20 protein-coding genes are annotated in these 23,066 nt (G+C 71.0%); 13 read left to right on the top strand and 7 right to left on the bottom strand.

The window, feature by feature from the left end:
• Window positions 1–231: 231 nt before the first annotated feature.
• Window positions 232–1,257, top strand: a complete 1,026-nt coding sequence (locus O2L01_RS25385; protein ID WP_270124849.1) for an L-type lectin family protein — start codon at window positions 232–234, stop codon at window positions 1,255–1,257.
• 60 nt (window positions 1,258–1,317) lie between these two features.
• Here O2L01_RS25385 and O2L01_RS25380 read toward each other — a convergent pair whose 3' ends face one another.
• Window positions 1,318–2,703, bottom strand: coding sequence for an NAD(P)H-quinone dehydrogenase (locus tag O2L01_RS25380; protein ID WP_270124848.1), 1,386 nt, complete (start codon window positions 2,701–2,703; stop codon window positions 1,318–1,320).
• Between the two features lie 61 nt (window positions 2,704–2,764).
• Between O2L01_RS25380 and O2L01_RS25375 the strand changes: the two genes are divergently transcribed.
• Window positions 2,765–3,208 carry a gamma-glutamylcyclotransferase family protein gene (locus O2L01_RS25375; RefSeq protein ID WP_270124847.1) on the top strand — a complete coding sequence of 148 codons (444 nt, stop codon included), beginning with the start codon at window positions 2,765–2,767 and terminating at the stop codon, window positions 3,206–3,208.
• Window positions 3,209–3,476: 268 nt separating this feature from the next.
• Here the strand turns inward: O2L01_RS25375 and O2L01_RS25370 are convergent, their stop codons facing one another.
• Window positions 3,477–4,667: an amidohydrolase gene (locus O2L01_RS25370; protein WP_270124846.1), complete on the bottom strand. Its 1,191-nt coding sequence runs from the start codon at window positions 4,665–4,667 to the stop codon at window positions 3,477–3,479.
• A 512-nt stretch (window positions 4,668–5,179) separates the two neighbouring features.
• Window positions 5,180–6,766, bottom strand: a complete 1,587-nt coding sequence (locus O2L01_RS25365; RefSeq protein ID WP_270124845.1) for an acyl-CoA mutase large subunit family protein — start codon at window positions 6,764–6,766, stop codon at window positions 5,180–5,182.
• A 470-nt stretch (window positions 6,767–7,236) separates the two neighbouring features.
• Here O2L01_RS25365 and O2L01_RS25360 point away from each other — a divergent pair, with 470 nt between their 5' ends.
• Window positions 7,237–9,012: a serine/threonine-protein kinase gene (locus O2L01_RS25360; RefSeq protein WP_270124844.1), complete on the top strand. Its 1,776-nt coding sequence runs from the start codon at window positions 7,237–7,239 to the stop codon at window positions 9,010–9,012.
• Window positions 9,013–9,068: 56 nt separating this feature from the next.
• Window positions 9,069–10,727, top strand: coding sequence for a phospho-sugar mutase (locus O2L01_RS25355; protein WP_270124843.1), 1,659 nt, complete (start codon window positions 9,069–9,071; stop codon window positions 10,725–10,727).
• Window positions 10,728–10,781: 54 nt separating this feature from the next.
• Here O2L01_RS25355 and O2L01_RS25350 read toward each other — a convergent pair whose 3' ends face one another.
• Complete coding sequence (locus O2L01_RS25350; RefSeq protein WP_270124842.1) at window positions 10,782–11,975, bottom strand: FAD-dependent monooxygenase; 1,194 nt, start codon at window positions 11,973–11,975, stop codon at window positions 10,782–10,784.
• Between the two features lie 87 nt (window positions 11,976–12,062).
• Between O2L01_RS25350 and O2L01_RS25345 the strand changes: the two genes are divergently transcribed.
• Window positions 12,063–12,782: a TetR/AcrR family transcriptional regulator C-terminal domain-containing protein gene (locus O2L01_RS25345; RefSeq protein WP_270124841.1), complete on the top strand. Its 720-nt coding sequence runs from the start codon at window positions 12,063–12,065 to the stop codon at window positions 12,780–12,782.
• Between the two features lie 41 nt (window positions 12,783–12,823).
• Here O2L01_RS25345 and upp read toward each other — a convergent pair whose 3' ends face one another.
• Complete coding sequence (gene upp, locus O2L01_RS25340) at window positions 12,824–13,456, bottom strand: uracil phosphoribosyltransferase (RefSeq protein WP_270124840.1); 633 nt, start codon at window positions 13,454–13,456, stop codon at window positions 12,824–12,826.
• Window positions 13,457–13,550: 94 nt separating this feature from the next.
• On the opposite strand from upp, the gene deoC reads away from it, so the two are divergent.
• From deoC to O2L01_RS25310, 6 genes are all read left to right on the top strand, one after another.
• Window positions 13,551–14,465, top strand: coding sequence for a deoxyribose-phosphate aldolase (gene deoC, locus O2L01_RS25335; RefSeq protein WP_270124839.1), 915 nt, complete (start codon window positions 13,551–13,553; stop codon window positions 14,463–14,465).
• A gap of 3 nt (window positions 14,466–14,468) precedes the next feature.
• Entirely contained in the window at window positions 14,469–15,893 is a 1,425-nt protein-coding gene (locus O2L01_RS25330; RefSeq protein WP_270124838.1) for an aldehyde dehydrogenase family protein, read from the top strand.
• Window positions 15,886–16,776, top strand: coding sequence for an aldehyde dehydrogenase family protein (locus tag O2L01_RS25325; RefSeq protein WP_270124837.1), 891 nt, complete (start codon window positions 15,886–15,888; stop codon window positions 16,774–16,776). The genes O2L01_RS25330 and O2L01_RS25325 overlap by 8 nt, the downstream gene beginning before the upstream one ends.
• 125 nt (window positions 16,777–16,901) lie before the next feature.
• A complete protein-coding gene (locus tag O2L01_RS25320) occupies window positions 16,902–17,717 on the top strand; it encodes a hypothetical protein (RefSeq protein ID WP_270124836.1) in 816 nt (271 codons plus the stop codon).
• Between the two features lie 336 nt (window positions 17,718–18,053).
• Window positions 18,054–19,631 carry a hypothetical protein gene (locus O2L01_RS25315; protein WP_270124835.1) on the top strand — a complete coding sequence of 526 codons (1,578 nt, stop codon included), beginning with the start codon at window positions 18,054–18,056 and terminating at the stop codon, window positions 19,629–19,631.
• A complete protein-coding gene (locus O2L01_RS25310; RefSeq protein WP_205328069.1) occupies window positions 19,628–20,053 on the top strand; it encodes a roadblock/LC7 domain-containing protein in 426 nt (141 codons plus the stop codon). Before O2L01_RS25315 ends, O2L01_RS25310 begins: the two co-directional genes overlap by 4 nt.
• 45 nt (window positions 20,054–20,098) lie before the next feature.
• Here O2L01_RS25310 and O2L01_RS25305 read toward each other — a convergent pair whose 3' ends face one another.
• A complete protein-coding gene (locus O2L01_RS25305) occupies window positions 20,099–20,944 on the bottom strand; it encodes a formate/nitrite transporter family protein (RefSeq protein WP_270124834.1) in 846 nt (281 codons plus the stop codon).
• 212 nt (window positions 20,945–21,156) lie between these two features.
• On the opposite strand from O2L01_RS25305, the gene cynS reads away from it, so the two are divergent.
• Complete coding sequence (cynS, locus tag O2L01_RS25300) at window positions 21,157–21,606, top strand: cyanase (protein ID WP_270124833.1); 450 nt, start codon at window positions 21,157–21,159, stop codon at window positions 21,604–21,606.
• Window positions 21,607–21,637: 31 nt separating this feature from the next.
• Here the strand turns inward: cynS and O2L01_RS25295 are convergent, their stop codons facing one another.
• Window positions 21,638–21,979 (bottom strand): YciI family protein, encoded by a 342-nt coding sequence (locus O2L01_RS25295; protein WP_270124832.1) that lies wholly within the window; start codon window positions 21,977–21,979, stop codon window positions 21,638–21,640.
• Window positions 21,980–22,381: 402 nt separating this feature from the next.
• On the opposite strand from O2L01_RS25295, the gene O2L01_RS25290 reads away from it, so the two are divergent.
• A partial coding sequence (locus O2L01_RS25290; protein WP_270124831.1) for a hypothetical protein occupies window positions 22,382–23,066 on the top strand: 685 nt, incomplete at its 3' end.

Genomic DNA, 23,066 nt, shown 5'->3' with positions numbered 1-23,066 from the left:
GCCCGGGGGGGGGGCCCCCTCCCGGCGCCGCCGGCCCCCCCGGGGGGGCCCGGGGGGGGGGGGGGGGCGGGGGCGCCCCCCCCCGCGGCCCGTGTGGACGGTGCTCTCTTACCCGAACAGGGCTCATTGCCCAATGTAGTCATATAACTTCGTTCTGTAATCGGCCCCGGTTCCGGCGGCCGTTCTCCCGCGGGCGCCGTCGGCGCCGCGCCACAGACCGAAGGAGCAGCTGTGAAACGCATTGTCAGGTTCGGGGCGGGTTCGATGATGCTCGCGGCCGCACTCGCGGCACTGCCCGCGACCGCCGGGGCCGGGGCCGAAGCCGGAGCAGAGGAGAAGTCGCTGCTGGTCTCGGAGAGCTTCACCGGAAAGACCGTGGGGGACGCGAACTTCGCCTCGCTCAACGCCTGCCTGACGGCGGCCACCGAGCTCGTCGGCGAGGACGCGTTCGACTCCTGCGCCGACCAGGACACCGGCCCGGTGCCGACCGCGGGCAAGCCGCACGGCTACCTCCAGTTCACCGACACCAGCAAGTACAACGCCGGCGGGATCGTCTACAACGACGCCCTGCCGTCGCGGAACGGCATCGAAGTGACCTTCGCGCAGTTCCAGTACGGCGGCACCGGCGCCGACGGCATCTCGTTCTTCCTCGTCGACGGCGACACCGACCTGACCGAGACCGGCGCGATCGGCGGCAGCCTCGGCTACGCCCAGATCGACAACGACAACACGGGCGTCACCCAGCCCGGTGTCGCGGGCGGCTACCTGGGCCTGGGCCTGGACGCCTGGGGCAACTTCTCGGCCGACACCGAGGGCCGCGGCAGCGGCTGCCCGGAGGACCAGCGGGCCCCCGACTTCCTGCAGGTCACGGCGAACCGCGCGCCGAACAACGTGGCGCTGCGCGGCCCCGGCGACGGCATGGAGGGCTACTGCCTGCTCGACACCACCGCCACCGAGGAGCAGATCGGGACCTATCCGGACGGGAAGATCTACGGCACGGACTTCCCCGAATCGCTGACCCTCGACTCGCTGGAGGAGTCCAAGCGCCTGGTGAAGCTCAAGGTCATCGACGAGGGCGACCACGCGAGGGTCACCGTCGACATCGACTTCACCGACGGCAACGGCTGGACCCGGGTCCTGGAGTCGACGGTGCCCGAGATCATGCCCGAGACGTTCAAGTTCGGCTTCGCGTCCTCGACCGGCGGCTCGACGGACGTGCACCTGCTGCGCCACCTGCGCGTCGAGGCGATCGACTAGTCCCCCGAGACGGCGAAAGGGCCCGCGGCTGCCGCCGCGGGCCCTTTCGCCTGTGCCGGTTCAGAACTCCATGAGCTGGCGGGCGGCCTCGGCGACCGAGCCCGACAGGGACGGGTAGATCGTGAACGTGCGCGCGACCTGCTCGACCGTGAGCCGCTGCTCCACGGCGAGCGCGATCGGGGTGATGAGCTCGGAGGCGCGGGAGCCGACGACGACGCCGCCGGCGACGATCCCGGAGGAGTTCCACGCGAAGAGCTTCACGAAGCCCTCGGTGCGGTCGACCATCTTCGCGCGCGGGTTGGACGCGAACGGCAGGAGCACGCCGCGGCAGTCCACTTTGCCGGAGTCGACGTCGGCCTGGGTGACGCCGACGGAGGCGAGCTCGGGGTCGGTGAACACGTTGGCGGCGACGTGCGCGAGCTTGATGGGGCGCACGGCCTCGCCGAGGGCGTGCCAGATCGCGATGCGGCCCTGCATGGCGGCGACCGAGGCGAGGGCGTGGACGCCGGTGACGTCGCCGGCGGCGTACACGCCGGGGACGTTGGTGCGGGAGACCTTGTCGACGGGGATGAAGCCGCGGTCGTCGATCTTGACGCCGTAGGCGTGCAGGCCGAGGTTGTCCGAGTTGGGGATGGAGCCGACGCAGATGAGGGCGTGGCTGCCCTCGATGACGGTGCCGTCGTCGAGTTCGACCTCGACGCCGTTCTCGGTGCGGCGGGCGGCGGCCGCGCGGGAGTGGTTGCGGACGTCCATGCCGCGGCGGACGAAGACGCGCCCGACGGTCTCGGCGGCCTCGGCGTCCTCGTGGGGCATGACGCGGTCGCGGGAGGAGATCAGGGTGACGTTGGAGCCCATGGCGAGGTACGCGGAGGCGAACTCGGCGCCGGTGACGCCGGAACCGACGACGATGAGGTGCTCGGGGAGCTCTTTGAGGTCGTAGAGCTGGCGCCAGGTGAGGATGCGCTCGCCGTCGACGGGAGCGGAGGTGAGGGTGCGGGGGGTGGCGCCGGTGGCGATGAGGATGACGTCCGCGTCGGTCTCGTAGGGGTCGCCTTCGACGGGGACGATGTGGAGCTCGTGGAGGTAGTTGTAGCCCTTGTCGACGCGCAGCGCCCCGCGGCCGTAGACGATGTCGACGCCGGCGTTGACGAGCTTCTGGGCGATGTCCGCGGACTGCTGGGTGGCGAGGCGGCGGACGCGGCCGTTGACGGCGGCGGGGTCGGCGGTGGCCTCCTTGGTGCCGACGCCGAGTTCGCTGGACTCGTGGATCTCGGTGAGGACGGAGGAGGCGGCGATGAAGGTCTTGGAGGGGACGCAGTCGGAGAGGACGCAGGCGCCGCCGGCCCCGGTGGCCTCGATGAGGGTGACGTCGGCGCCGAGTTGGGCCGCCACGAGGGCGGCTTCGTACCCGGCCGGGCCTCCTCCGATGATCGCTACTCGTGCCACGGTGCGCCTTTCGGTGTTCGGGATGCTTCAGTGCGGGCTGGTTTAAGGGTATCTTCGAGTCGTGCATCTCTATGCCGCGTATGGCTCGAATCTCGACCCTGCCCGAATGCGCGCCACGTGCCCGCGGTCGCCGCTGGTGGGTACGGGCTGGCTGGAAGGCTGGCGCCTGACCTTCGGCAACGCCGACCTCGGTTCGGAGACGGCGGTGGCCACGGTCGTCGAGTCCCCGGGCGAGCGGGTGTTCGTGGCGCTCTACGACCTCGATCCGGCGGACCGCCAGGTGCTCGACGAACTGGAGGGCCTGAACTCGGGGCTCTACCGGAAGATGCACACCCAGGCGGCGACGCTCGAGGCCAACCGGCAGGTGTGGCTCTACGTCTTCGAGGGTTTCGAGGGCGGCCTGCCGAGCCAGTGGTACCTGGACGAGATCATGCGCGCCGCCGAGGCGGCCGGCGCCCCGCAGGACTACGTCGAGACGCTGCGGAAGCGGCCCACGGCGGAATAGCCGGGCCCACCGGGGCGGCCATGTCGGTCCCGGCGCGTAGCTTGGTTTGCCGGGGGCGCTTCGGATGTCCTATTTGTGGTGGACGCTCCGTTCATGTTTGCGCGGGGCGGCGGGTTGTCGTACCCGGTGCGTAGCGTTGAAAACGGGGGTCCCCGGGTGTCCGATTTGCCGGGACGCTCCGTTCACGTTCTTGGGAACGGCAGCCTTGGAAACGCAGCAAAACGATCGGGGGGAGTCGCACCGCGACTCCCCCCCGATGCCGTCGCTTCTAGAAGGCCGGGCTCGCGGCCGCGGCGAGGACCGTGTGGGTCATGACGCGGATGCCGTGGGCGAGGGCGGTCTCGTCGATGTCGAACTCGCCCTGGTGGATGTCGAGGCGCTCCCCCGGGCGGCCGACGCCGAGGCGGGCCATGGCGCCGGGGACCTGCTCGAGGTAGTACGCGAAGTCCTCGCCGCCCATGGACATCGGGGCTTCGGCGACGGCGTCGTCGCCGAGCGCGGCCGCAGTGGCGCCGGCGAACATCGCGGAGGCGGCCCGGTCGTTGACGACCGGCGGCACGCCGCGGCGGTACTCGATCTCGCATTCGACGCCCGAGGCGCGGGCGACCGAGCGGGTCACCTCCTGCACGAGGTCCGGGATCATCTCCCAGGTCTCGTGGCCGTGCACCCGCACGGTGGCGCGCGCGAGGGCCTCCTGCGGTATCGCGTTCGCGGCCTCGCCGGCCTGCACGGCGCCGAAGACGATCGCGACGGACTGGCGCGGGTCGAGGCGGCGGTTGACGAGCGCCGGCACGTCGACGACGACGCGCCCGATGGCGTTGACGAGGTCGGAGGTCAGGTGCGGGCGGGAGGTGTGGCCGCCGCGGCCCGACATGCGGACCTCCATGACGTCGCACGCGGCCGTCAGCGGCCCGTTGCGCACGCCGATCTGGCCGGCCTGGAACTGCGGGTCGCAGTGGAACGCGAAGATCGCGGCCACATCGGTGAGCGCCCCGTACTTGATCATGGTGGGCGCGCCGGACGGGAACTGCTCCTCGGACGGCTGGAAGACGAGCCGGAACCGCCCCGAGAGGCCCTCGCGGCGCTCGAGCTCGGCGAGGACGCGGCCGAGGCCGATGAGCATCGCCGTGTGGGCGTCGTGCCCGCAGGCGTGGCAGACGCCGTCGACCGTCGAGCGGTACGGGACCTGCTTGGGGTCGTGGATCGGCAGGGCGTCCATGTCCGCGCGGATGGCGATCACCCGGTCGCCGGTGCCGATGTCGCAGGTGAGGCCGGTGCCGTCGGGGATCATCTGCGGGTCGAGCCCGGCATCGTGGAGCAGCGCGGCCACGTAGTTCGCGGTGTCGTGCTCCTGGCGGGACAGGCGCGGGTTCGCGTGGATGTGGCGGCGGGCCGCGATGACCTCGCCGGCGTGGGCGGCCAGCCACCCGTCCAGGAACTCGGGCAGCGACGTGGACATGGCCTGCTCCTCAGCGGCATCGCCGGAACCGTCGAACGAGGGGAGGGCGCCGGGCACCACGAGACACGACTCCGGCGCGATGGCGCTCGGCAGTGGCTCATTGGATTTTGTGGCGGTACCCATCTCGACGACTTTCTCCGCAGTGAGCGTAAACATTCCTTCGCGCCTCGCAATTCGCGTTCGAGGATCAAAGCCAATGGAGGGCGATCCGGCAAGCTTAATCCGATCGCACTCCGTTGCGGCCAGCGCCGTGATTTGCGACGCTCGGTCGCCGTCACCAGGTCCCCGCGCCAGTGGTGACGGTTACACGACGATCGGTCACGGCCCTATAGCCGTACCCGCCGTCATGAGGCATAACGCTTGCCGAGCCGATAAGTTACGGCCGCGATCCGGTTTTCATACAGAACACGGACGCGCAAAGCGGGCACTGCGCGTCCGCGGACCAGTGTTTCCCGGTGACGAAGGGTCGGCGACAGACCCGTTGTGCGCTTCGGCGGGGAGTGACGAAGAGGTCACCAGTTGTCGGTCGGAATGTACCGTCCCCATTCGTCGGCGAGGGCCGTGCAGACCTCGCCGACGGTGGCGCCGGCGGCGAGGGCGGCTTTGAGGGGGTAGAGGACGTTGTCGGTGCCGGCGGCGGCGGCTTTGACGGCGGCGAGCGCGGTGTCGAGGGCGGCGGCGTCGCGGCCGGCGCGGTGGGCGGCGAGGCGTTGGACCTGGGCGGCTTCGATCGCGGGGTCGACTTTGAGGGGCTGGTAGGGGGCTTCGTCGCCGTTGAGGGTGTAGGCGTTGACGCCGACGACGGTCTGCTCGCCGCTGTCGATGCGTTTGGCGGTCTCGTAGGCGCTGCGTTCGATCTCGCTCTTCTGGAAGCCCGCTTCGATGGCGGCGACGACGGAGCCGTGGGCGAAGACGGCGTCGATGAGGCGTTCGGCTTCGGCTTCGACGGCGTCGGTGAGGGCTTCGACGGCGTAGGAGCCGGCGAAGGGGTCGACGGTCTCGGTGAGGTCGGTTTCGCCGGCGATGACCTGCTGGGTGCGGAGGGCGAGGCGGGCGGAGGCGTCGGTGGGGAGGGCGATGGCCTCGTCGTAGGCGTTGGTGTGGAGGGACTGGGTGCCGCCGAGGACGGCGGCGAGGGCTTGGACGGTGACGCGGGCGAGGTTGACCTCGGGTTGCTGGGCGGTGAGTTCGACGCCGGCGGTCTGGGTGTGGAAGCGGAGTTTCATGGAGCGGGGGTCTTGGGCGCCGAAGCGGTCGCGCATGATGTGGGCCCAGAGGCGGCGGGCGGCGCGGAATTTGGCGACTTCGGTGAGGAGTCGGGAGCGGGCGACGAAGAAGAAGGAGAGGCGGGGGGCGACGGCGTCGACGTCGAGTCCGGCGGCGATGGCGCAGTTGACGTATTCGATGCCGTCGGCGAGGGTGAAGGCGAGTTCCTGCGCGGGGGTGGCGCCGGCTTCGGCCATGTGGTAGCCGGAGATGGAGATGGTGTTCCATTGCGGCAGTTCGGCGGCGCAGTAGGCGAAGGTGTCGGCGACGAGGCGGAGCGAGGGTGCGGGCGGGAAGATGTAGGTGCCGCGGGCGATGTACTCCTTGAGGATGTCGTTCTGGACGGTGCCGCGGAGGGCGGCGGGGTCGACGCCTTGTTCTTCGGCGACGAGTTGGTAGAGCAGGAGGAGGACGGCGGCGGGGGCGTTGATGGTCATGGAGGTGGAGACCTCGTCGAGGGGGATGCCGCCGAAGAGGACGCGCATGTCGGCGAGGGAGTCGACGGCGACGCCGACTTTGCCGACTTCGCCGGCGGCTTCGGGGGCGTCGGAGTCGTAGCCCATCTGGGTGGGGAGGTCGAAGGCGACGGAGAGTCCGGTGGTGCCGGCGGCGAGGAGGTCGCGGTAGCGGCGGTTGGATTCCGCGGCGGTGGCGAAGCCGGCGTACTGGCGCATGGTCCAGGGCTTCGAGGTGTACATGGAGGGGTGGACGCCGCGCGTGTAGGGGAAGGACCCGGGTTCGCCGAGTCGTTCCGGGAGGTCCGCGGCGGCGTCGCCGGGTCCGTAGACGGGTCGGATCTCGATCCCGTCGTGGCCTTGCGGTGACGACTGCATGGCTGCCATCCTAGGGGGCGAACTGCGTCTTCGGGAAGCGCTGCCCCGTTCCCGGGGGCGTTGCCGCGCCCGGTCCGGCCCGCCCTTTACGACACCGTTCGCGACCGGTTACGCAAACCCGGTACCGACCGGTCGGCCCGGACACGGCAGACTAGTGGGGATCCCTCGCGAGGAGTGGCCGAATGACGTACTCATCTGACTACGGTCGCGGTGGTCCCGGAGCATATGAGGACCCCCGCCCCGGCGCGGTACCGTCCCCGCGGTACTCCCCTGAACCTCAAGGGCCCCAAGGGGCCCAGGGGTTCTACGGTGCATCGTACGATTCGGAGCCGGGCGGCCGCGATCCGCATCCGTCGTTCGGCGCGCGGTTCAGCGGATCCGACCCGTACCGGTCGCCGGATCCCGGTCCGGGCCGGGAGCAGTACTCCCCCGGGCCGTCGAATCCGCAGTACGGGCAGTCGAATCCGGGGTTGGGGCAGTCGGGTTTCGGGCAGTCGAATCCGGGGTTCAACCGGGACGCGTACGGCGGTGATTCGTACGGCGACTCGTCGTACCGGCACAGTTCCTCGTACGGCAACTACGGGAATCTCGGGCAGAGTTTCGCGGTGGGCGGCCAGGGCGGGCGGCCGCGCGGGGGTCCGGCGGGCACGGGGAACCGGGCGGGGCCGGGCGATCTGGTGGCGGAGCGGTATCAGCTCGTGGACCTGGTCGGCAAGGGCGGCAACGGGTCGGTGTGGCGCGCCCAGGACATGGTGCTGCGCCGCGAGGTGGCGTTGAAAGAGGTGTTCCTGCCGCCGGACCTGCCGCCGCAGGAGCGGGTGCAGCTCATCGACCGGTCGCGCCGGGAGGCGCAGATCGCGGCGGCGCTGTCGCATCCGTCGATCATCCGCATCTTCGACGTGGTCGAGCACGCGGGGCTGCCGTGGATCGTCATGGAGCTCTTGCAGGCCCGGAGTCTGGCGGAGATCTTGACGCAGGACGGGCCGCTCGCGCCGCGGGTCGCGGCGAAGATCGGGCTGGCGCTGGTGGGGGCGCTGCAGGCCGCGCACGACGCGGGGATCATCCACCGCGACATCAAGCCGGGCAACGTGCTGATCTCGACGGACGGGCGGTGCGTGCTCTCGGATTTCGGTGCGGCGCAGCAGCATCAGGTGTCGGGCGGGACGACGCCCGGGAAGGTGCTCGGTTCAGCGCATTACATCGCGCCGGAGCGGGCGGTGGGCCATCCGGCCGAGCCCGCGAGCGACGTGTTCAGTCTGGGCGTGACCTTGTACGCGGCCGTCGAGGGCCGCCCGCCGTTCGACCGCGGGGACGCGGTGTCGACGATGCGCGCGGTCGTGCAGGAGCCGCCGGAGAGCCCGCGGCACGCCGGGCCGCTCACGCCGCTCATCGGCGGGATGCTCGCGAAGGACCCGCAGCAGCGCGCGCCGCTGCCGCAGGTGCGGCAGGAGCTGCAGGGGCTGCTCGCCGGGCCGTTGGGGACGGGCGGGATTCCGCAGCAGTCGCCGCCGTTCCAGCGGCAGGCCGCTTACGAGGACGTCTCGCCGCCGCGCACGGGCGGCCGCCCGCAGGTGCGGGAACCGGAGCCGGAGGAGGAGCGGGGCAACCCGTGGAAGTCCACTTCGGTCATCGTGATCTGCGTGCTGCTGGCGCTGGTCCTCGGCTGGGGCGCGTTCAAGCTCCTGCTCGGCGACACGGGTGGAGGCGAGGGCGGGGACCCGGGCGCTTCGGACAGCGCCGGTGGGGACTCCGCGGGCGACGGCGGCGAATCCGAAGGGGCCGAGGGCGACTCGGGCCCCTCGTTCGCGACCGCGACGTACGAGGGCGACGGCTTCACCGCGAACTACCCGGAGGGCTGGGCCGAGGGCGACAGCGGCGAGGACTTCGTGTCGTTCTTCAACCCCGACGACCAGACCCAGTGGGTGCGGTTCTACTTCGGCTCCGACAACGGCGCCGACGGCACCGAGGAGTACCTCACCGCCTACTGGGACGGCCTGCCCGCGGAGATGACGAACCTCGAGCAGGTGCAGCTCACCGACATGACGCTCAGCGGACTGGACGGCACCGTCCTCGAGTACACCGGCACCAACACCGACGAGACCGGCGCCGACCGGCACTCGGTCTTCGCCCTCGCCGACGCCGGCGACGGCACCACGTTCGGCGTGTTCGTCTCCGGCGACGCCGATACATGGGACCTATCACGAGAGGTGTACGACGAGGCTGTGGCGTCGTTCCAGACCGGCTGAGGCCACACCGTCCACAACAGCGGCCTCCCGTCATGCGGGTGTGCGACGATTTCCGCATGACCGAGGAGATGAACCTGGATGCGCTGCGCGCCGACGTGCTGCAGTGGATCACCGACGACCCTGACAAGACCTCCCGGGACGAGCTGTACCGGCTGCTCGACGGCCTCCCCGCGACGGCCGCCGAGCTCGCCGACCGCTTCGCCGGGCGCCTGAAGTTCGGCACCGCCGGCCTGCGCGGCCCGCTGCGCGCCGGCCCCAACGGCATGAACCTCGCCGTCGTGCGCGCCGCCGCCGCCGGGCTCGTGAACTGGCTCGACGCGAAGGGCGCCGCCGGGCCCGTCGTCATCGGCTACGACGCCCGCCACGGCAGCCGCGACTTCGCCGCCGAGACCGCGCGGGTCGTCACCGGCTCCGGCCGCCGCGCCCTCGTCATGCCCGGGCCGCTCCCGACGCCCGTGACCGCCTTCGCCGTCACGAAGCTCGACGCCGCGGCCGCCGTCCAGGTCACCGCCAGCCACAACCCGCCGCAGGACAACGGCTACAAGGTCTACCTCGGCCGCGAGCTCGGCGGTGACCTCGGCGCGGGCGCCCAGATCGTGCCGCCCGCGGACACCGAGATCGAGGCCGCCATCGAAGCGCTCGGCCCGCTCTCCGAGGTCCCCCTCGGCGACGACGGCGAGACCCTCGACGAGTCCGTCCTGGACGACTACCTGACGGCGATCGCCTCCGTCGTCGACCCCGACGACCCCAAGCGCCTCGCCTCCGTCGCCACGCCCATGCACGGCGTCGGCGGCGCCACGCTCGTCAAGGCCATGCAGCGCGCCGGGTTCCCGGCCCCGAGCCTCGTCGCCGACCAGGCCGAGCCCGACGCCGACTTCCCCACCGTCGCCTTCCCCAACCCGGAGGAGCCCGGCGCGATCGACCGGCTCAAGGCCCTCGCGATCGAAGAGGGCGCCGATGTGGCGCTCGCGCTCGACCCCGACGCCGACCGCTGCTCCGTCGCCGTCCCCGCCGGCGACGGCACCTGGCGCCAGCTCTCCGGCAACGAAGTCGGCGTGCTCCTCGCCGACCACTGGATGCGCAAGGGCCACAAGGGCACCTACGCGACCACGATCGTCTCGACCACGCAGCTCAAGGCCATGTGCGCGAAGCGCGGCCACGGCTACATGGAGACCCTCACCGGCTTCAAGTGGCTCGCCCGCACCAACGCCGACCTCGCGTTCGCGTTCGAAGAGGCCCTCGGGTACTGCGTCGCCCCCGAGTTCCTGCGCGACAAGGACGGCATCTCCGCGTCCCTCGTCGTCAGCGAGATCGCCGCCGGCCAGGCCGCCCGCATGGCGACCCTCCAGGACCGCCTCGACGAGCTCGCCGAGGAGTTCGGCGTCTACGAGACCGGGCAGCTCTCCGTGCGCGTCGACGACCTGAGCGAGATCGACGCGTGCATGAAGCGCCTGCGCGCCCACCGGCCCACGAGCCTCCTCGACGAGCCCGTCACCGAGTACCTCGACCGGCTCCCCGACGCGGACGTCGTCACCGTCACCACCGCCAACGCGCGGGTCGTGTGCCGCCCCAGCGGCACCGAGCCGAAGCTCAAGGCCTACCTCGAGGTCCGCGAGGACGTCGGCGGCGACCTCCCCGCCGCCCGCGAGCGCGCCCGCGCCTCCGTCGAGGCCCTGAAAGCCGAGATCGCCGCCGTCCTCGGCGTCCCGCACTAAGCACGACAGGAGCAGGGCCCGGCGCGAGTGCGCCGGGCCCCTTCGCCGTTCCGGTCAAGCCGCCACCAGGGCCGGGTAGTCGGGCAGGCCCGCGTCCTCCGCCAGGGATCCCGTGCTCGCGACCAGCATGTTGCGCACCAGCGCGCGCTTGAACATGGCGTCCCGCAGCCACAGCCCGCGCCGCGTGGCGGGCGCGAGGAACCTGCCGGGGTTCGCGCCCCGCTGCCAGCGCCCGGCGTACGGGCGCATGCGGCGCTCGTACGCGGCGAGGGCCGCCGCGGTGTCGCCGCCGGCGGCGGCCAGTTCCCCGGCGAGGACGTAGGCGCCGACGACCCCGGTTCCCACGCCCATGCCGCCGAGCGTGACGCCCCAGGCGGCGTCGCCGAGGAGCGCGGTCCGGCGCGTCGTCCACTTCGGGACGGCGACACGGCAGATGGCGTCGAAGTAGAGGTCGGGCGCGGTACGGAGGCCTTCGAGGAGGGCCGGGACGTGCCAGCCGAGTCCGGTGAAGGCGTCGGTGACGATGCGGCGCTGCCGTTCGGTGTCGTGCCAGTCGTGGTCGATGCGGGGGGAGGCGAGGACGGCCATCGCGGTGGCGGGGCCGTCCGCGAGCGGGGCGCTGACGCTCGCCATGCGGCCGGGCACGTTGTAGAGGCGCGGGACGGCGCCGGCGCCGACGTCGTTCGGCAGGTCCCATCCGGCGAGGTAGTAGTCGAGGTGGCGGACGTAGTCGCGTTCGGGGCCGTAGGCGAGGGCTCGGACTTTGGAGTGGAGGCCGTCGGCGCCGACGACGAGGTCGTAGACGCCTGATGCGGAGCGGGCGAAGTCGACGTGGACGCCGTCGGCGGTCTCGGCGAGGGCGGTGACGGTGTCGCTGAAGCGGTAGTCGACGCGGTCGGCGGCGGCTTCGTAGAGGACGCGGCCGAGGTCGCGGCGGCGGACTTCGAGGTCGCCGCCGGCGAAGGCCTCGGGGAGGCGGAAGATCTCGCGGTCGTGTTCGTCGACCCAGCTCATGGCGCCGCCGTGGGTCTGGAGGGCGCGGAGTTCGTCGAGGACGCCCATCGTTTCGAGGACGCCGAGGTGGGTCGGGCCGCGGAAGTCGACGGCGAAGCCGCCGGTGCGCGGGGCGGGGGCGAGTTCGACGACGGTGGTGTCGGCGCCGTAGCGGGCGAGCCAGTAGGCGAGGGCGGGTCCGGCGACGCCGCCGCCGGAGACGAGGGCGCGGAGGCCGGTGAGCGGTGCTGGCATGGTGGTGTCCTTTGCAAATAACTGTGTCCGTGAGACACGGTATATGATGGACACGGTTTTGGTCAAGCGGGAACGGGAGCGGATCCTTTGGCAGCGAAGCAGACCGGGCACGCGGCACTGGCCGCCCTGTTGTGGGAGCCCCAGGCCGGGCCGCGCCGCGGCCCCAGGCCGACACTGACGCTCGAGGCGATCGCCCGGGCGGGCGTGGCGGCGGCCGACGCGGACGGGCTCGGGGCCGTCACCATGCAGCGGGTCGCCGAGGCGGTGGGGGTCACGAAGATGGCCCTCTACCGGTACGTGCCGGGCAAGGACGAGCTCGTCGCGCTCATGCTCGACGTCGGGATCGGGCCGGCCCCGCACCCGGCGTCCGGGCACTGGCGCGCCGACCTGGAGGCCTGGTCGCGCGCGCTCGCGGCCCGGTTCCAGCGCCACCCGTGGGCGATGGCCGCCACGATCGGCACGAGGGTCATGGGCCCCAACGAACTCGACTGGCTCGAGCGGGCCGTCGCCGCGCTCGACGGCACCGGCCTCACGGGCGCGGAGGCGATCGACGCCGCCGCGGTCCTGGCCGGGAACGCCCGCGCCATGACCGAGCAGGCCGCCGCGGCGGGCGGCGCGGGACCCGAGGACGCGCTGGCCGCGGTGCTCGCCGGTCTGCTGCGGGGCCGCGAGGACCGCTTCCCTGCGATCGGCGCCGCGTTCGCCGAGACCGTGCGCGACGGCGGCCGCGACGAGGCCTTCGAATTCGGCCTCCAGCGGCTCCTCGACGGGATCGAGGCCCTGATCGCCAAGCGCCGCAAAGGATGAGGGCCGGGCGCGATGCGCCCGGCCCTCGTTCGCCCTTGGAGCTAAAAGCGGCGGTAGGCGCCGAACTGGCGGTCGCCGGCGTCGCCGAGGCCGGGGACGATGTACGCCTTGTCGTTGAGGATCGGGTCGATCGCGGCGGTCGTCATCGTCATGGCGATGCCGGAGGCGTCGAGCTTCTGGATGCCGTCGGGCGCGCAGAGCACGCTGATGAGGTCGATGTCGGTGCAGCCGCGGGCGGCGATCATCTCGCAGCAGCGCAGCAGCGAGCCGCCGGTGGCGACCATGGGGTCGAGGACGATGACGTGGCGGCCGGCCAGGTCGTCGGGCAGGGACTCCATGTAGGCGTACGGCTCGTGGGTCTCCTCGTCGCGGGCGAGGCCCACGAAGCCCATCGAGGCGTCGGGGATCATCGCCTGCGCCGCGTCGGCCATGCCGAGCCCGGCGCGCAGCACCGGGACGAGCACCGGCGGGTTCCCCAGCCGGTAGCCCTTGGCCGGGGCCACGGGCGTGCTGATCTCGTATTCGGTCACGGCCACGTCGCGCGTGGCCTCGTAGACGAGCATCATGGTGAGCTCGTGCAGGGCGGCCCGGAACCTCGGCGAGTCCGAGCGCTCGTCCCGCATAGCGGTCAGGCGCTCGGCTGCGAGCGGGTGTTCGACGATCTTGACATCCACGGTTCCCAACCTTAACGCCCAGTTCGCCGCGCTAATGTGAGCCTGTCGCCACACCTTGCACCGCACGTCACAACCGAACGGATACCATCGGGTCATGGGATCAATCTTGAGCGGCGCCGAGGCCGCGTCCCTCGTCCGCGCCCTCCCCGGCGTCGACGCGGTAGGCCTCGAAGCGCGCGCGGCGGGGCTCGCCACCCGCTCCGTCAAAGCGGACGCGAAGGCGAAGGCGATCGACCTCGCCATCAGCATGATCGACCTCACCACCCTCGAAGGCGCCGATACGCCCGGCAAGGTCCGGTCGCTCGCGGCCAAGGCCCTCCGGCCCGACGGCGACGCCCCCGCCACCGCGGCCGTGTGCGTCTATCCCTCGATGGTCGCCGTCGCCGCTGAAGCCGTGCAGGGCTCGACCGTGAAGGTCGCGTCCGTCGCGACCGGGTTCCCCGCCGGGCAGGTGCCGCTCGACGTGCGCCTCGCGGACACCGAAGCGGCCGTGCGGGCCGGGGCCGACGAGATCGACATGGTCATCAGCCGCGGCGCGTACCTCTCCGGTGATCTGGAACGGGTGTTCCACGAGATCAGGGCCGTCAAGGCCGCCAGCGGCGAAGCCCGCCTCAAGGTCATCCTCGAGACCGGCGAGCTCGTCACCTACGACGACGTGCGCCGCGCCTCCTGGCTCGCCATGTACGCCGGGGCCGACTTCATCAAGACCTCCACCGGCAAAGTCGGTGTGAACGCGACCCTCCCGGTCACCCTGCTCATGATGCAGGCCGTGCGCGACTACCGGGCCGCCACGGGCGTCCAGGTCGGCGTCAAACCGGCCGGCGGCATCCGCAACACCAAGGACGCCATCAAATACCTGGTGTGCGTCAACGAGGTCCTCGGCGACGACTGGCTCTCCAACGAGTGGTTCCGCTTCGGCGCCTCCAGCCTCCTCAACGACCTGCTCATGCAGCGCCAGAAGCTCAAGACCGGCCACTACTCCGGCCCCGACTACGTGACGGTGGACTAAGCGATGTTCGAGTACGCGCCCGCACCCGAGTCGGTGCGGCCCCCGATCAGAGAGCACTACGGGCTCTTCATCGACGGGCAGTTCAGGGACGCCGCCGACGGCGCCGTCTTCAAGTCCGTGAACCCCTCCACCGAGGAGGCCCTGTTCACCGTCGCCGAAGCGGGCGAGGCCGACGTGGCCGCCGCCGTCGCCGCGGCCCGCCGCGCCCAGGAGACCGTGTGGGGCCCCATGAGCGGCACCGAGCGCGGCAAGTACCTGTTCCGCATCGCCCGGCTCCTGCAGGAGCGGGCCCGCGAGTTCGCCGTCGCCGAATCGATGGACAACGGCAAGCCCATCAAGGAGACCCGCGACTTCGACGTCCCGACCGCCGCGCAGCACTTCTTCTACCACGCCGGCTGGGCCGACAAGCTCGCCTACGCCGGCCTCGGGAGCGACCCGAAGCCGCTCGGCGTCATCGGCCAGGTCATCCCCTGGAACTTCCCGCTCCTCATGCTCGCGTGGAAGATCGCCCCCGCGCTCGCGTGCGGGAACACGGTGGTGCTCAAGCCCGCCGAGACCACGCCGCTGACCGCGCTCATGTTCGCCGAGCTCTGCCAGGAGGCCGACCTCCCGCCGGGCGTCGTCAACATCCTCCCCGGCGCCGGCGCCACCGGTGCGGCCCTGGTCGACAGCGCCGTGGACAAGGTCGCGTTCACCGGCTCGACCGCCGTGGGCCGCGCGATCGCCAAGTCCATCGCCGGGACCAAGAAGAGGCTCACGTTGGAGCTGGGCGGCAAGGCCGCGAACATCGTGTTCGACGACGCGCCGATCGACCAGGCCGTCGAGGGCATCGTCAACGGCATCTTCTTCAACCAGGGGCACGTGTGCTGCGCCGGCTCGCGGCTCCTCGTGCAGGAATCCGTCGCTGCAGAGGTGTTGGAGCGCTTGAAGGCCCGGGTGGAGACGCTGCGCGTGGGCGACCCGCTCGACAAGAACACCGACATCGGCGCGATCAACTCCGCCGAGCAACTCGGGCGCATCCGCGACCTCACCGAGACCGGGACCGGCGAGGGCGCCGAGGTCTGGCAGCCCGCCTGCGACCTGCCCGAGCGCGGCTTCTGGTTCCGCCCCACCGTGTTCACCGGCGTGCAGCAGTCCATGCGCATCGCCAAGGAGGAGATCTTCGGCCCGGTGCTCAGCGTGCTCACCTTCCGCACCCCCGATGAAGCCATCGCCAAGGCCAACAACACCCCGTACGGCCTCTCCGCCGGGGTCTGGACCGAGAAGGGCTCCAAGATCCTGTGGGCGGCCGAGCGGCTGCGCGCGGGCGTGGTGTGGGCCAACACGTTCAACCAGTTCGACGCCGCCAGCCCCTTCGGCGGCCTGAAGGAGTCCGGTTACGGCCGCGAAGGCGGCCGCCAGGGCTTGGAGGCCTACCTCGATGTCTAAGAAAGCAACCGCTGGCCGTCTCAGAGTGAAGAAGACCTACAAGCTGTACGTAGGCGGGAAGTTCCCGCGCTCGGAGTCCGGAAGGAGCTACCCCGTGAGCAGCCCGGACGGGACCGAGCTGGCCAACGCCGCGCTCGCCAGCCGCAAGGACGGCCGCGACGCCGTGGCCGCCGCCCGCAAAGCGCAGCGGCCCTGGGCCGGCCAGACCGCGTACCTGCGCGGCCAGATCCTCTACCGCGCCGCCGAGATGCTCGAAGGCCGCGCCGGGCAGTTCGCCGAAGAGCTCGCGGACGCCACGGGCGCGGAAGCCGGTGCGGCCCTGGGGACCGTGGAGGCCGCGATCGACCGGCTCGTGCACTACGCGGGCTGGACCGACAAGTACACGAGCGTGCTCGGCGGGGCCAACCCCGTCGCGGGCCCGTACTTCAACCACACGACGCCCGAACCGCTCGGCGTCATCGCCGTCATCGCGCCCCAGGACGACCCGTTCCTCGGACTCATCGAGGCCGTCGCCCCCGCGATCGCCACCGGCAACACCGTGGTCGTGCTCGCCAGCGAGTCGAAACCGCTGCCCGCGTTGAGCTTCGGCGAAGTGCTCGCCACCTCCGACCTGCCCGGCGGCGTCGTCAACGTCCTCAGCGGCAGGGCCGCCGAGGTCGCGCCGCACCTCGCCGCGCACGCCGACGTCAACGGGATCGACCTGAGCGGCGTCGCCGACGCCGCGCTCGCCTCGGACCTGGAGGCCGCCGCGGCCGAGACCCTCAAGGTCGTCCGCCGCCCCGGCCGGAGCGGCAGCTCGCTCGACCTGCTGCGGCAGTGGACCGAGTACAAGACCGTGTGGCACCCGGCCGGGATGGCCGCGACCGCCGGAGGCGGATACTAGCCGCATTTGCGATCGGCCCCGCCCCTTCCGGGCGGGGCCTTTCCTATACGGACCTACCGGGTACGACCGGGCGTGTCGCGTCGTCGTAGGCTGTTCCCCAGCTAGATCACTACGGGAGGGACGACATGGCGGCCGAATCTGACGGCGCGGTGCGCAGCGCCGAGACCGACAAGCTCTGGAACGAGATGAGCGTCGACCCGGTGGAACTCCACCTGGGCAAGGACTCCGGTTTCACTCTGCGCGCGTACCGGATGTCGGACACCCTCCCCGGCGCGAAACCCGTTGTGGAAGCAGAGGAAGCAGACACCGAGGACGAGGCGCCCTCCGGCGGCGAAGCGGAGAAGGAGGAGGACGTCGCCCCCGAGGACGAGGACGCGCCCGAACCCGACGCGGCCGACTTCGCCGACGACGAGACCCCCGCCGAGGAGGACGAGGACGCCCTCGACGCCGAACCCGAAGAGGTCCCGGTCTTCCTCACCCGCAAGGGAAAGCTGCTCGTCTTCCGCGAGGCCGACGCGCTCGTCGCCTACGTCAAGGAGAACGACGACCACGACCTCGCCGTGATCGAGGAGTACGCCGAACTCCAGGAGCGCTTGACCGCCGACGACGTCGTGTGTGACAAAGACGACACCTACGAGTTGGACCTCGTCGTCGCCAACCTCCGCGGCGGCCAGGAGTCCTGGGAGCCCGAGCTCCTCATCAAGGCCGCCGAAGTCGGCCGCGACCTCGGCTACGCCCTCAAGAACGACTCCGTCATCGCCTCCCTCGCCCCCGGCTCGCCCCTCGACGACCTCGACGAGACCTTCCGCGTCGTCGTCGACGGCGGGTTCCGCGGCAAACTCGCCAAGCGCCGCTTGAAGAAGAGCGACTCCCAGCAGGCGGCCATCGCCTGGCGCGGCGTCATCGCCAAGATCAACGATCACGTGGAATGGCGCGGCTAGCCGCTCGCGGCATCAACCGAACAGCCCATGCGGACTCATACTCCGAGCCCGTTTCTCCGACTCCGGCACTGCGCCGCCGCGCCGACACGCGGCGGCGCCGGTGCGTTATCCACCGTTATTCCATAAGGGAATCCCCTGGTGGGCACCGTCAAGGAATTGACGGAAATGTGTGCTATGACCTTCCGTCCGTACATGAACCCGCACTGACTGTCCGCTTGCAGAACCGAGTATTCTGCGGAAAACTGATAACGGACTGGTAAATACAGGCGGGGCTGCGGCCCACGCCGACAGGGGCCGGCGCCCGTCCGGGTGCGCCCTACGAGAGGAGCCCCGCGGGTGCAAGTGTTCTGCGGCATCACCATCGACCAGCAGGTAGCAGGAGCCGGACAAGGCGACACCGCCTGCGCCGTCGCGCTCGTCGCGGCCGGCGGCAGCCTCATCGCCACCGACACCTTCGGCGACGACCCCCGCGGGTGGGTCCGCCTCAACAGCCTGCTCGCCAGAACCGCCCCCGGGCAGTCCGTCTCCGTCGCCGTCGACGGCGACGTCGTCCAACTGGCCGAGTTCGCCGCAGCCGCCGGACAGCTCGTCGTCCGCGCCAACAGCCGCGCCTCCCGCTCCAAGGACGCCCTCGACGACGCCATCGCCATCGCCCGCGGCATGGCCACCGGCGAAGTCTCCGGCCAGCCCTTCGCCGCGCGCCCTGAGATCAACGCTCTGCGCCCGATCCTGGACACCGTGGCCTCGGCCGCCAGAGCCCGCCACGACGCGGCAGAGGCGCTCACGTGCCTGCTGCGGGCGGTCTTCCCGGCGGCGCTGGCCGCGTGGGACGACCCGAGCGAGGCCAACGCCGTCGCGATCCTCACCCGGCTCCCCCAGCCCGGTGCGCTCCAGTCGATCTCGACCGAAGAGCTCGCCGCGGACCTCGCCACCGTCGCCGACCCCGGACAGGTCGCGGCCATGGCCGGGGCCCTGACCGAGGCGATCCGCGAGCTCGGCGGCGGCGACGATCCCTCCGTCGCGCCGTCCGTCTCCGCCACCGCCGAGGCCGTCGCCGCCTGGGACCGCTCGCTCGAAGGCCTCATCGGCCTCCTGCAGGCCAAGCGCCCGCGCCTCGACGCCGCGCCGCCGCCGCGCCCGCAGTACGAGGACGACGAGGACCGCGGCCCCAGCCGCCACAGCCACGACACGCACACCACCGTGCGCCTCCCCGGCGACCTCCCGGACCGCCAGAGCCTCCGCGCGCTCGACCCGGCCTCGCAGCTCCACTCCGTCGTCGATCTCGAAGCGACGCAGGTGATCCCCGAGTCGCAGATGCCGGTCGACGGCGAGAGCCACACCCGGTCCATCCGCCGGCGCCGCCGGGCCCAGCCCGCCGAGCTGCCGCAGGCGGACCAGCCGGCGCCGAACGAGCGGCCGTCCCGTCCCGCGCTCCTCGACGCGTTCCAGTCCGAGAGCATGCGCCAGCCCGACCCGGAGCCGCGCCGCCACCCCTGGCAGCCGAAGGACGACGTGCACATCGTCGACGTCGCCAGCCTCATGGCCGACGACGACGGCCTCATGATCCTCGGCCAGGCCCGCAGCGCCTGGTTCAAGCGCCCCGAAGGCGAAGAGCCCGAACCGGAGTCGTGGAACCTCCCCGGCGACGAGGGCTGGGCCATGGCCCGCCACGTCACCGAGGCCCCCGAGACCGAGGAGCCGACCACGCCCGCCGGGCTGCCGCGCCGCAAGCCGCAGGCCAACCTGGTCCCCGGCGCGGTCGTCGCCGACGAGCACCCGCGCTTCGACGAGCCCATCGACCGCGACCCGGAAGTGCTGGCGCAGAACACCGCCGGTTACTTCAAAGGCTGGGGCCGCGCCCGCGGCGGCCGCCCCGGTGCCGGCGCCAGAACGGAGAGGATGGCGACCCGATGAGCGCCAATCTCGGTGTCTACGAGCGCTCCCTGAGCATGCTGCTCGGCTCGCTCGTGGCCCGCACCCCCGGCCTCTCCCACGCGGTCCTCGTGAGCGTCGACGGCCTGCCCCTCGCGGTCTCCGCCGGGCTCCCCAAGGAGCGCGCGGACCAGCTGGCGGGCATCGGATCCGGCCTCCTCTCCATGGGCGAGGGCGCGGGCCGGTCCATGGACCACGGCCCCACGCAGCAGGTCATCGTCGAGATGGCCGAAGGCGTCCTCCTGGCCGCCCCGGTCGGACCGCAGATCTGCCTGACGCTCCTCGCCGTCTCCCAGTGCGACCGCGAACAGCTCGGGTACGAACTCGGGCAGTTCACGATGCAGGTGGGGCCCTTGCTGAACGAGGCCCTCACGAACACCGGGTCCATCCCCAAGGTCATCTGAACGCACGAAAAAAGGGGCCCTCTCGGGGCCCCTTCTTCGTTCTCGCTAGCTGGCGCCGACCTTCTCGCTCGGCGCGGTGACCGGGCGGGTCCGCGTGCTGCCGGTGCGGGCGTGGGTGGCGTACAGGGTGAGGCCCACGAAGGTGAGGCCGCCGACGAGGTTGCCCACGACCGTGGGGATCTCGTTCCAGATCAGGTAGTCGCCCACCGAGAAGTCGCCGCCGAGCATGAGGCCCGCGGGGAACAGGAACATGTTGACGATCGAGTGCTCGAAGCCCATGTAGAAGAACACGAGCACCGGCATCCACATGCCGATGACCTTGCCGGGCACCGAGGTCGACATCATCGCGGCCACCACGCCGGTGGAGACCATCCAGTTGCAGAGCACGCCGCGGATGAACAGCGTGAGCATCCCGGCCGCGCCGTGCTCGGCGTAGCCCACCGTCCGGTTCTCGCCGATGACCCCGAGCTGCTGGCCGATCTCGTTGGGCTCCACCGAGAAGCCGTACGTGACGATGACGGCCATCATGAGCGCGACGGTGAACGCTCCCGCGAAGTTCCCCAGGAACACCAGGCCCCAGTTGCGGAGCACGCCGCGCAGCCGCACGCCCGGGCGCTTGTCGATGAGCGCCAGGGGCACCAGCGTGAACACGCCCGTCAGCAGGTCGAAGCCGAGCAGGTAGAGCATGCAGAACCCGACCGGGAACAGCACGGCGCCGAGCAGCGGCTGGCCGGTGTTCACCGAGACCGTGACCGCGAACGCCGCGGCCAGTGCCAGGATCGCGCCGGCCATGAAGGCGCGCAGCACGGTGTCGCGGGTCGACATGAAGACCTTCGCCTCGCCGGCGTCGATCATTCGGGCGGTGAACTCCGCCGGTTTCACATAGGACATGGGCGCTCCTCGGGGCAGGGGGGCTGGACCGGGCAGAGTCTCCCGAACCCGGATTTCGAGCCGGTGAACGACAGACGATCGCCTTGTCACAAACCCCGCACCACAAGGGATCCCATCGGTGACTGTGAAGATCGGGTTTCCATTCGCCGCCGCGCTTGGCGGAGCTACTGGTATGCCGTTACGTTGAAGGCTCCCTTCGGAAGGAGCACGACGTGACACCCATCCTCAGCAAGACCGACGCCGGCGCCCTCGTCAACGCCGCCCGCATCCGACGCGGCCTCACCTGGGCCGCGCTCGCCGAACACCTGGACGCGCCCCTGGTGTGGACGACGGCCGCACTGCTCGGCCAGCATCCCTTGACGGCGGTGCAGGCCAAGGCGGTCTGCGAACTGCTCGAGCTCGAAGACGCGGTCGAGGAGAGCCTGCGGTTGCAGCCCTCCCGCGGCACCGACCCGGCCCTGATGTCCGACCCGACCGTGTACCGCTTCGTCGAGGCGGTCACCGTCTACGGACCGGCCCTCAAGGAGCTCATCCACGAGGAGTTCGGCGACGGCATCATGAGCGCCATCAACTTCAACATCGACATCAAGCGCCGCCCCGACCCCGACGGCGACCGCGTCGTGGTCACCTTCGACGGCAAGTTCCTCGACTACAAGTGGTAGCCGAGGGGGGCCAAGGACGTTGGGCCCCAGATCAACTCGCCGGGTCGTACATGAACTCCCTGAGCTCCTGCGCACACCGGCACGCGGCGGCGATCTTCGCGGCCCACTCCAGGGCCGCCTCCCGGGTGGGCAGCTCGAGGACCGTGTAGCCGCCCCAGGGCACCATGCGATTCGGGTACGTCCCCTCGGCGACCTCGCCGTCAGCGGAGACGAGCACCGGCGCGACCGCCTCGTTGAGCCCGCCGCCGAAGACGTAGACGCCTGCGGCCTTGGCCTCCTCGATGACGGCGTGGGAGTCATCGACGACCGCCTGGAACTCCCCCTCGGGAATCACCATGGCCTCACTGGGGAACGAGATCAGGTACTTCGTCATGATGCTCCTTCGGTTGGGCGGCGGGCGGCGATCTGCCGGCGCTGGCCTAGGGGCTTGATTATGGCCGCAGGGACCGACATCCTTGGCCTCTTCCGTTCGGTTGCGGGTCCGAGGTGGTTGAGGTTCAGGCGGCAGCGACAAAGAGGCCTGAGGGCGGGTGGGTGTGCCCAGCGGCTGGCAGGCAGCGCGGGGGGCACGGCTGGCGGGGCGGCGATCTTCCCTTGGTTGACCTTGCGCCACAGGGAGGTTGGGGGTGGAGGTGGGGCGGGGTATCGATAGTCCTTTATGGAATGTTCACTCTATCGGGTGATGACACTGTCGCGGTGGGATGTCATCATTGAAGTACGAACAAGGAATCGAAAACAGCCAGATCATTCGAGAACAGGTGAGGAGGCGAGACCCATGGCCCACTGCAACACCCACACCACTCCGACTCCCTCCCCCGCCTCGATCCTCTCTGCTCCTGTTGACCGCCGCTCCCAGGCTGCTGAGGTTCGCTCCCTGCTCGATGCAGCCGCCGCCGGTATCAATGCCTTCCACACCCAGGTCCTGTCCGCAGTGATCGCGATGAAGGAGCAGGGCCTCCACCGCTCCGAGTTCGGGTTCTCCGCCCTCAGGGACCTCCTGCTCTCCCAGTTCGACTTCACGTACAACACGGCAGGATCGATAGCGGCCATCGCCCGACTCTCAGGGAAGTTCCGGATCCTGGCCAAAGCGGCAACGACAGGAACGGCCAGGATCGACCAGGTCGCCTATGCCGTCCGCCAGCTCGACCAGACCCCGGCCATGCGCCTGTTCGCCCGCACCCCCTTCAGAACCCCGGTCCCCTCCCCCTTCGACCCGGACATCCTCTGCGCCACGCCTGAGGCGATGGTCGCCCAGTACTGCGCTCATGCTTCCTTCAAAGACCTGCGGCGGCACCTGGATGAGCTGTGGGCCTCGATCGCCGAAGAGACCGAGCTGTTCGACGAGTTGGGTGAGCAGTCCCTCCAGCGCCTCGAACTGACCGAGACCGGCAACGGCATGTGGCACCTCGAAGGCACCCTCTCAGAGGCGACCGGTCGGCTGTTGGACAAGTACTTGAAGA

It is taken from the genome of Glycomyces lechevalierae (assembly GCF_027622945.1).
In the GTDB taxonomy this organism is placed as follows: Bacteria; Actinomycetota; Actinomycetes; order Mycobacteriales; family Micromonosporaceae; genus Glycomyces; species Glycomyces rutgersensis.
Note: the sequence above shows the minus strand (reverse complement) of the source record. Positions and strands in the feature narration are given on the sequence as shown.

Bases quoted from the DNA above. Each gene is read 5' to 3' on its own strand.
- O2L01_RS25310 (WP_205328069.1), top strand. From the start codon at position 19,628: ATGAGCGCCAATCTCGGTGTCTACGAGCGCTCCCTGAGCATGCTGCTC.
- O2L01_RS25355 (WP_270124843.1), top strand. From the start codon at position 9,069: ATGACCGAGGAGATGAACCTGGATGCGCTGCGCGCCGACGTGCTGCAG.
- O2L01_RS25295 (WP_270124832.1), bottom strand. From the start codon at position 21,979: ATGACGAAGTACCTGATCTCGTTCCCCAGTGAGGCCATGGTGATTCCC.
- deoC (WP_270124839.1), top strand. From the start codon at position 13,551: ATGGGATCAATCTTGAGCGGCGCCGAGGCCGCGTCCCTCGTCCGCGCC.
- O2L01_RS25370 (WP_270124846.1), bottom strand. From the start codon at position 4,667: ATGTCCACGTCGCTGCCCGAGTTCCTGGACGGGTGGCTGGCCGCCCAC.
- O2L01_RS25330 (WP_270124838.1), top strand. From the start codon at position 14,469: ATGTTCGAGTACGCGCCCGCACCCGAGTCGGTGCGGCCCCCGATCAGA.
- O2L01_RS25305 (WP_270124834.1), bottom strand. From the start codon at position 20,944: ATGTCCTATGTGAAACCGGCGGAGTTCACCGCCCGAATGATCGACGCC.
- O2L01_RS25320 (WP_270124836.1), top strand. From the start codon at position 16,902: ATGGCGGCCGAATCTGACGGCGCGGTGCGCAGCGCCGAGACCGACAAG.
- O2L01_RS25365 (WP_270124845.1), bottom strand. From the start codon at position 6,766: ATGCAGTCGTCACCGCAAGGCCACGACGGGATCGAGATCCGACCCGTC.
- O2L01_RS25325 (WP_270124837.1), top strand. From the start codon at position 15,886: ATGTCTAAGAAAGCAACCGCTGGCCGTCTCAGAGTGAAGAAGACCTAC.
- O2L01_RS25350 (WP_270124842.1), bottom strand. From the start codon at position 11,975: ATGCCAGCACCGCTCACCGGCCTCCGCGCCCTCGTCTCCGGCGGCGGC.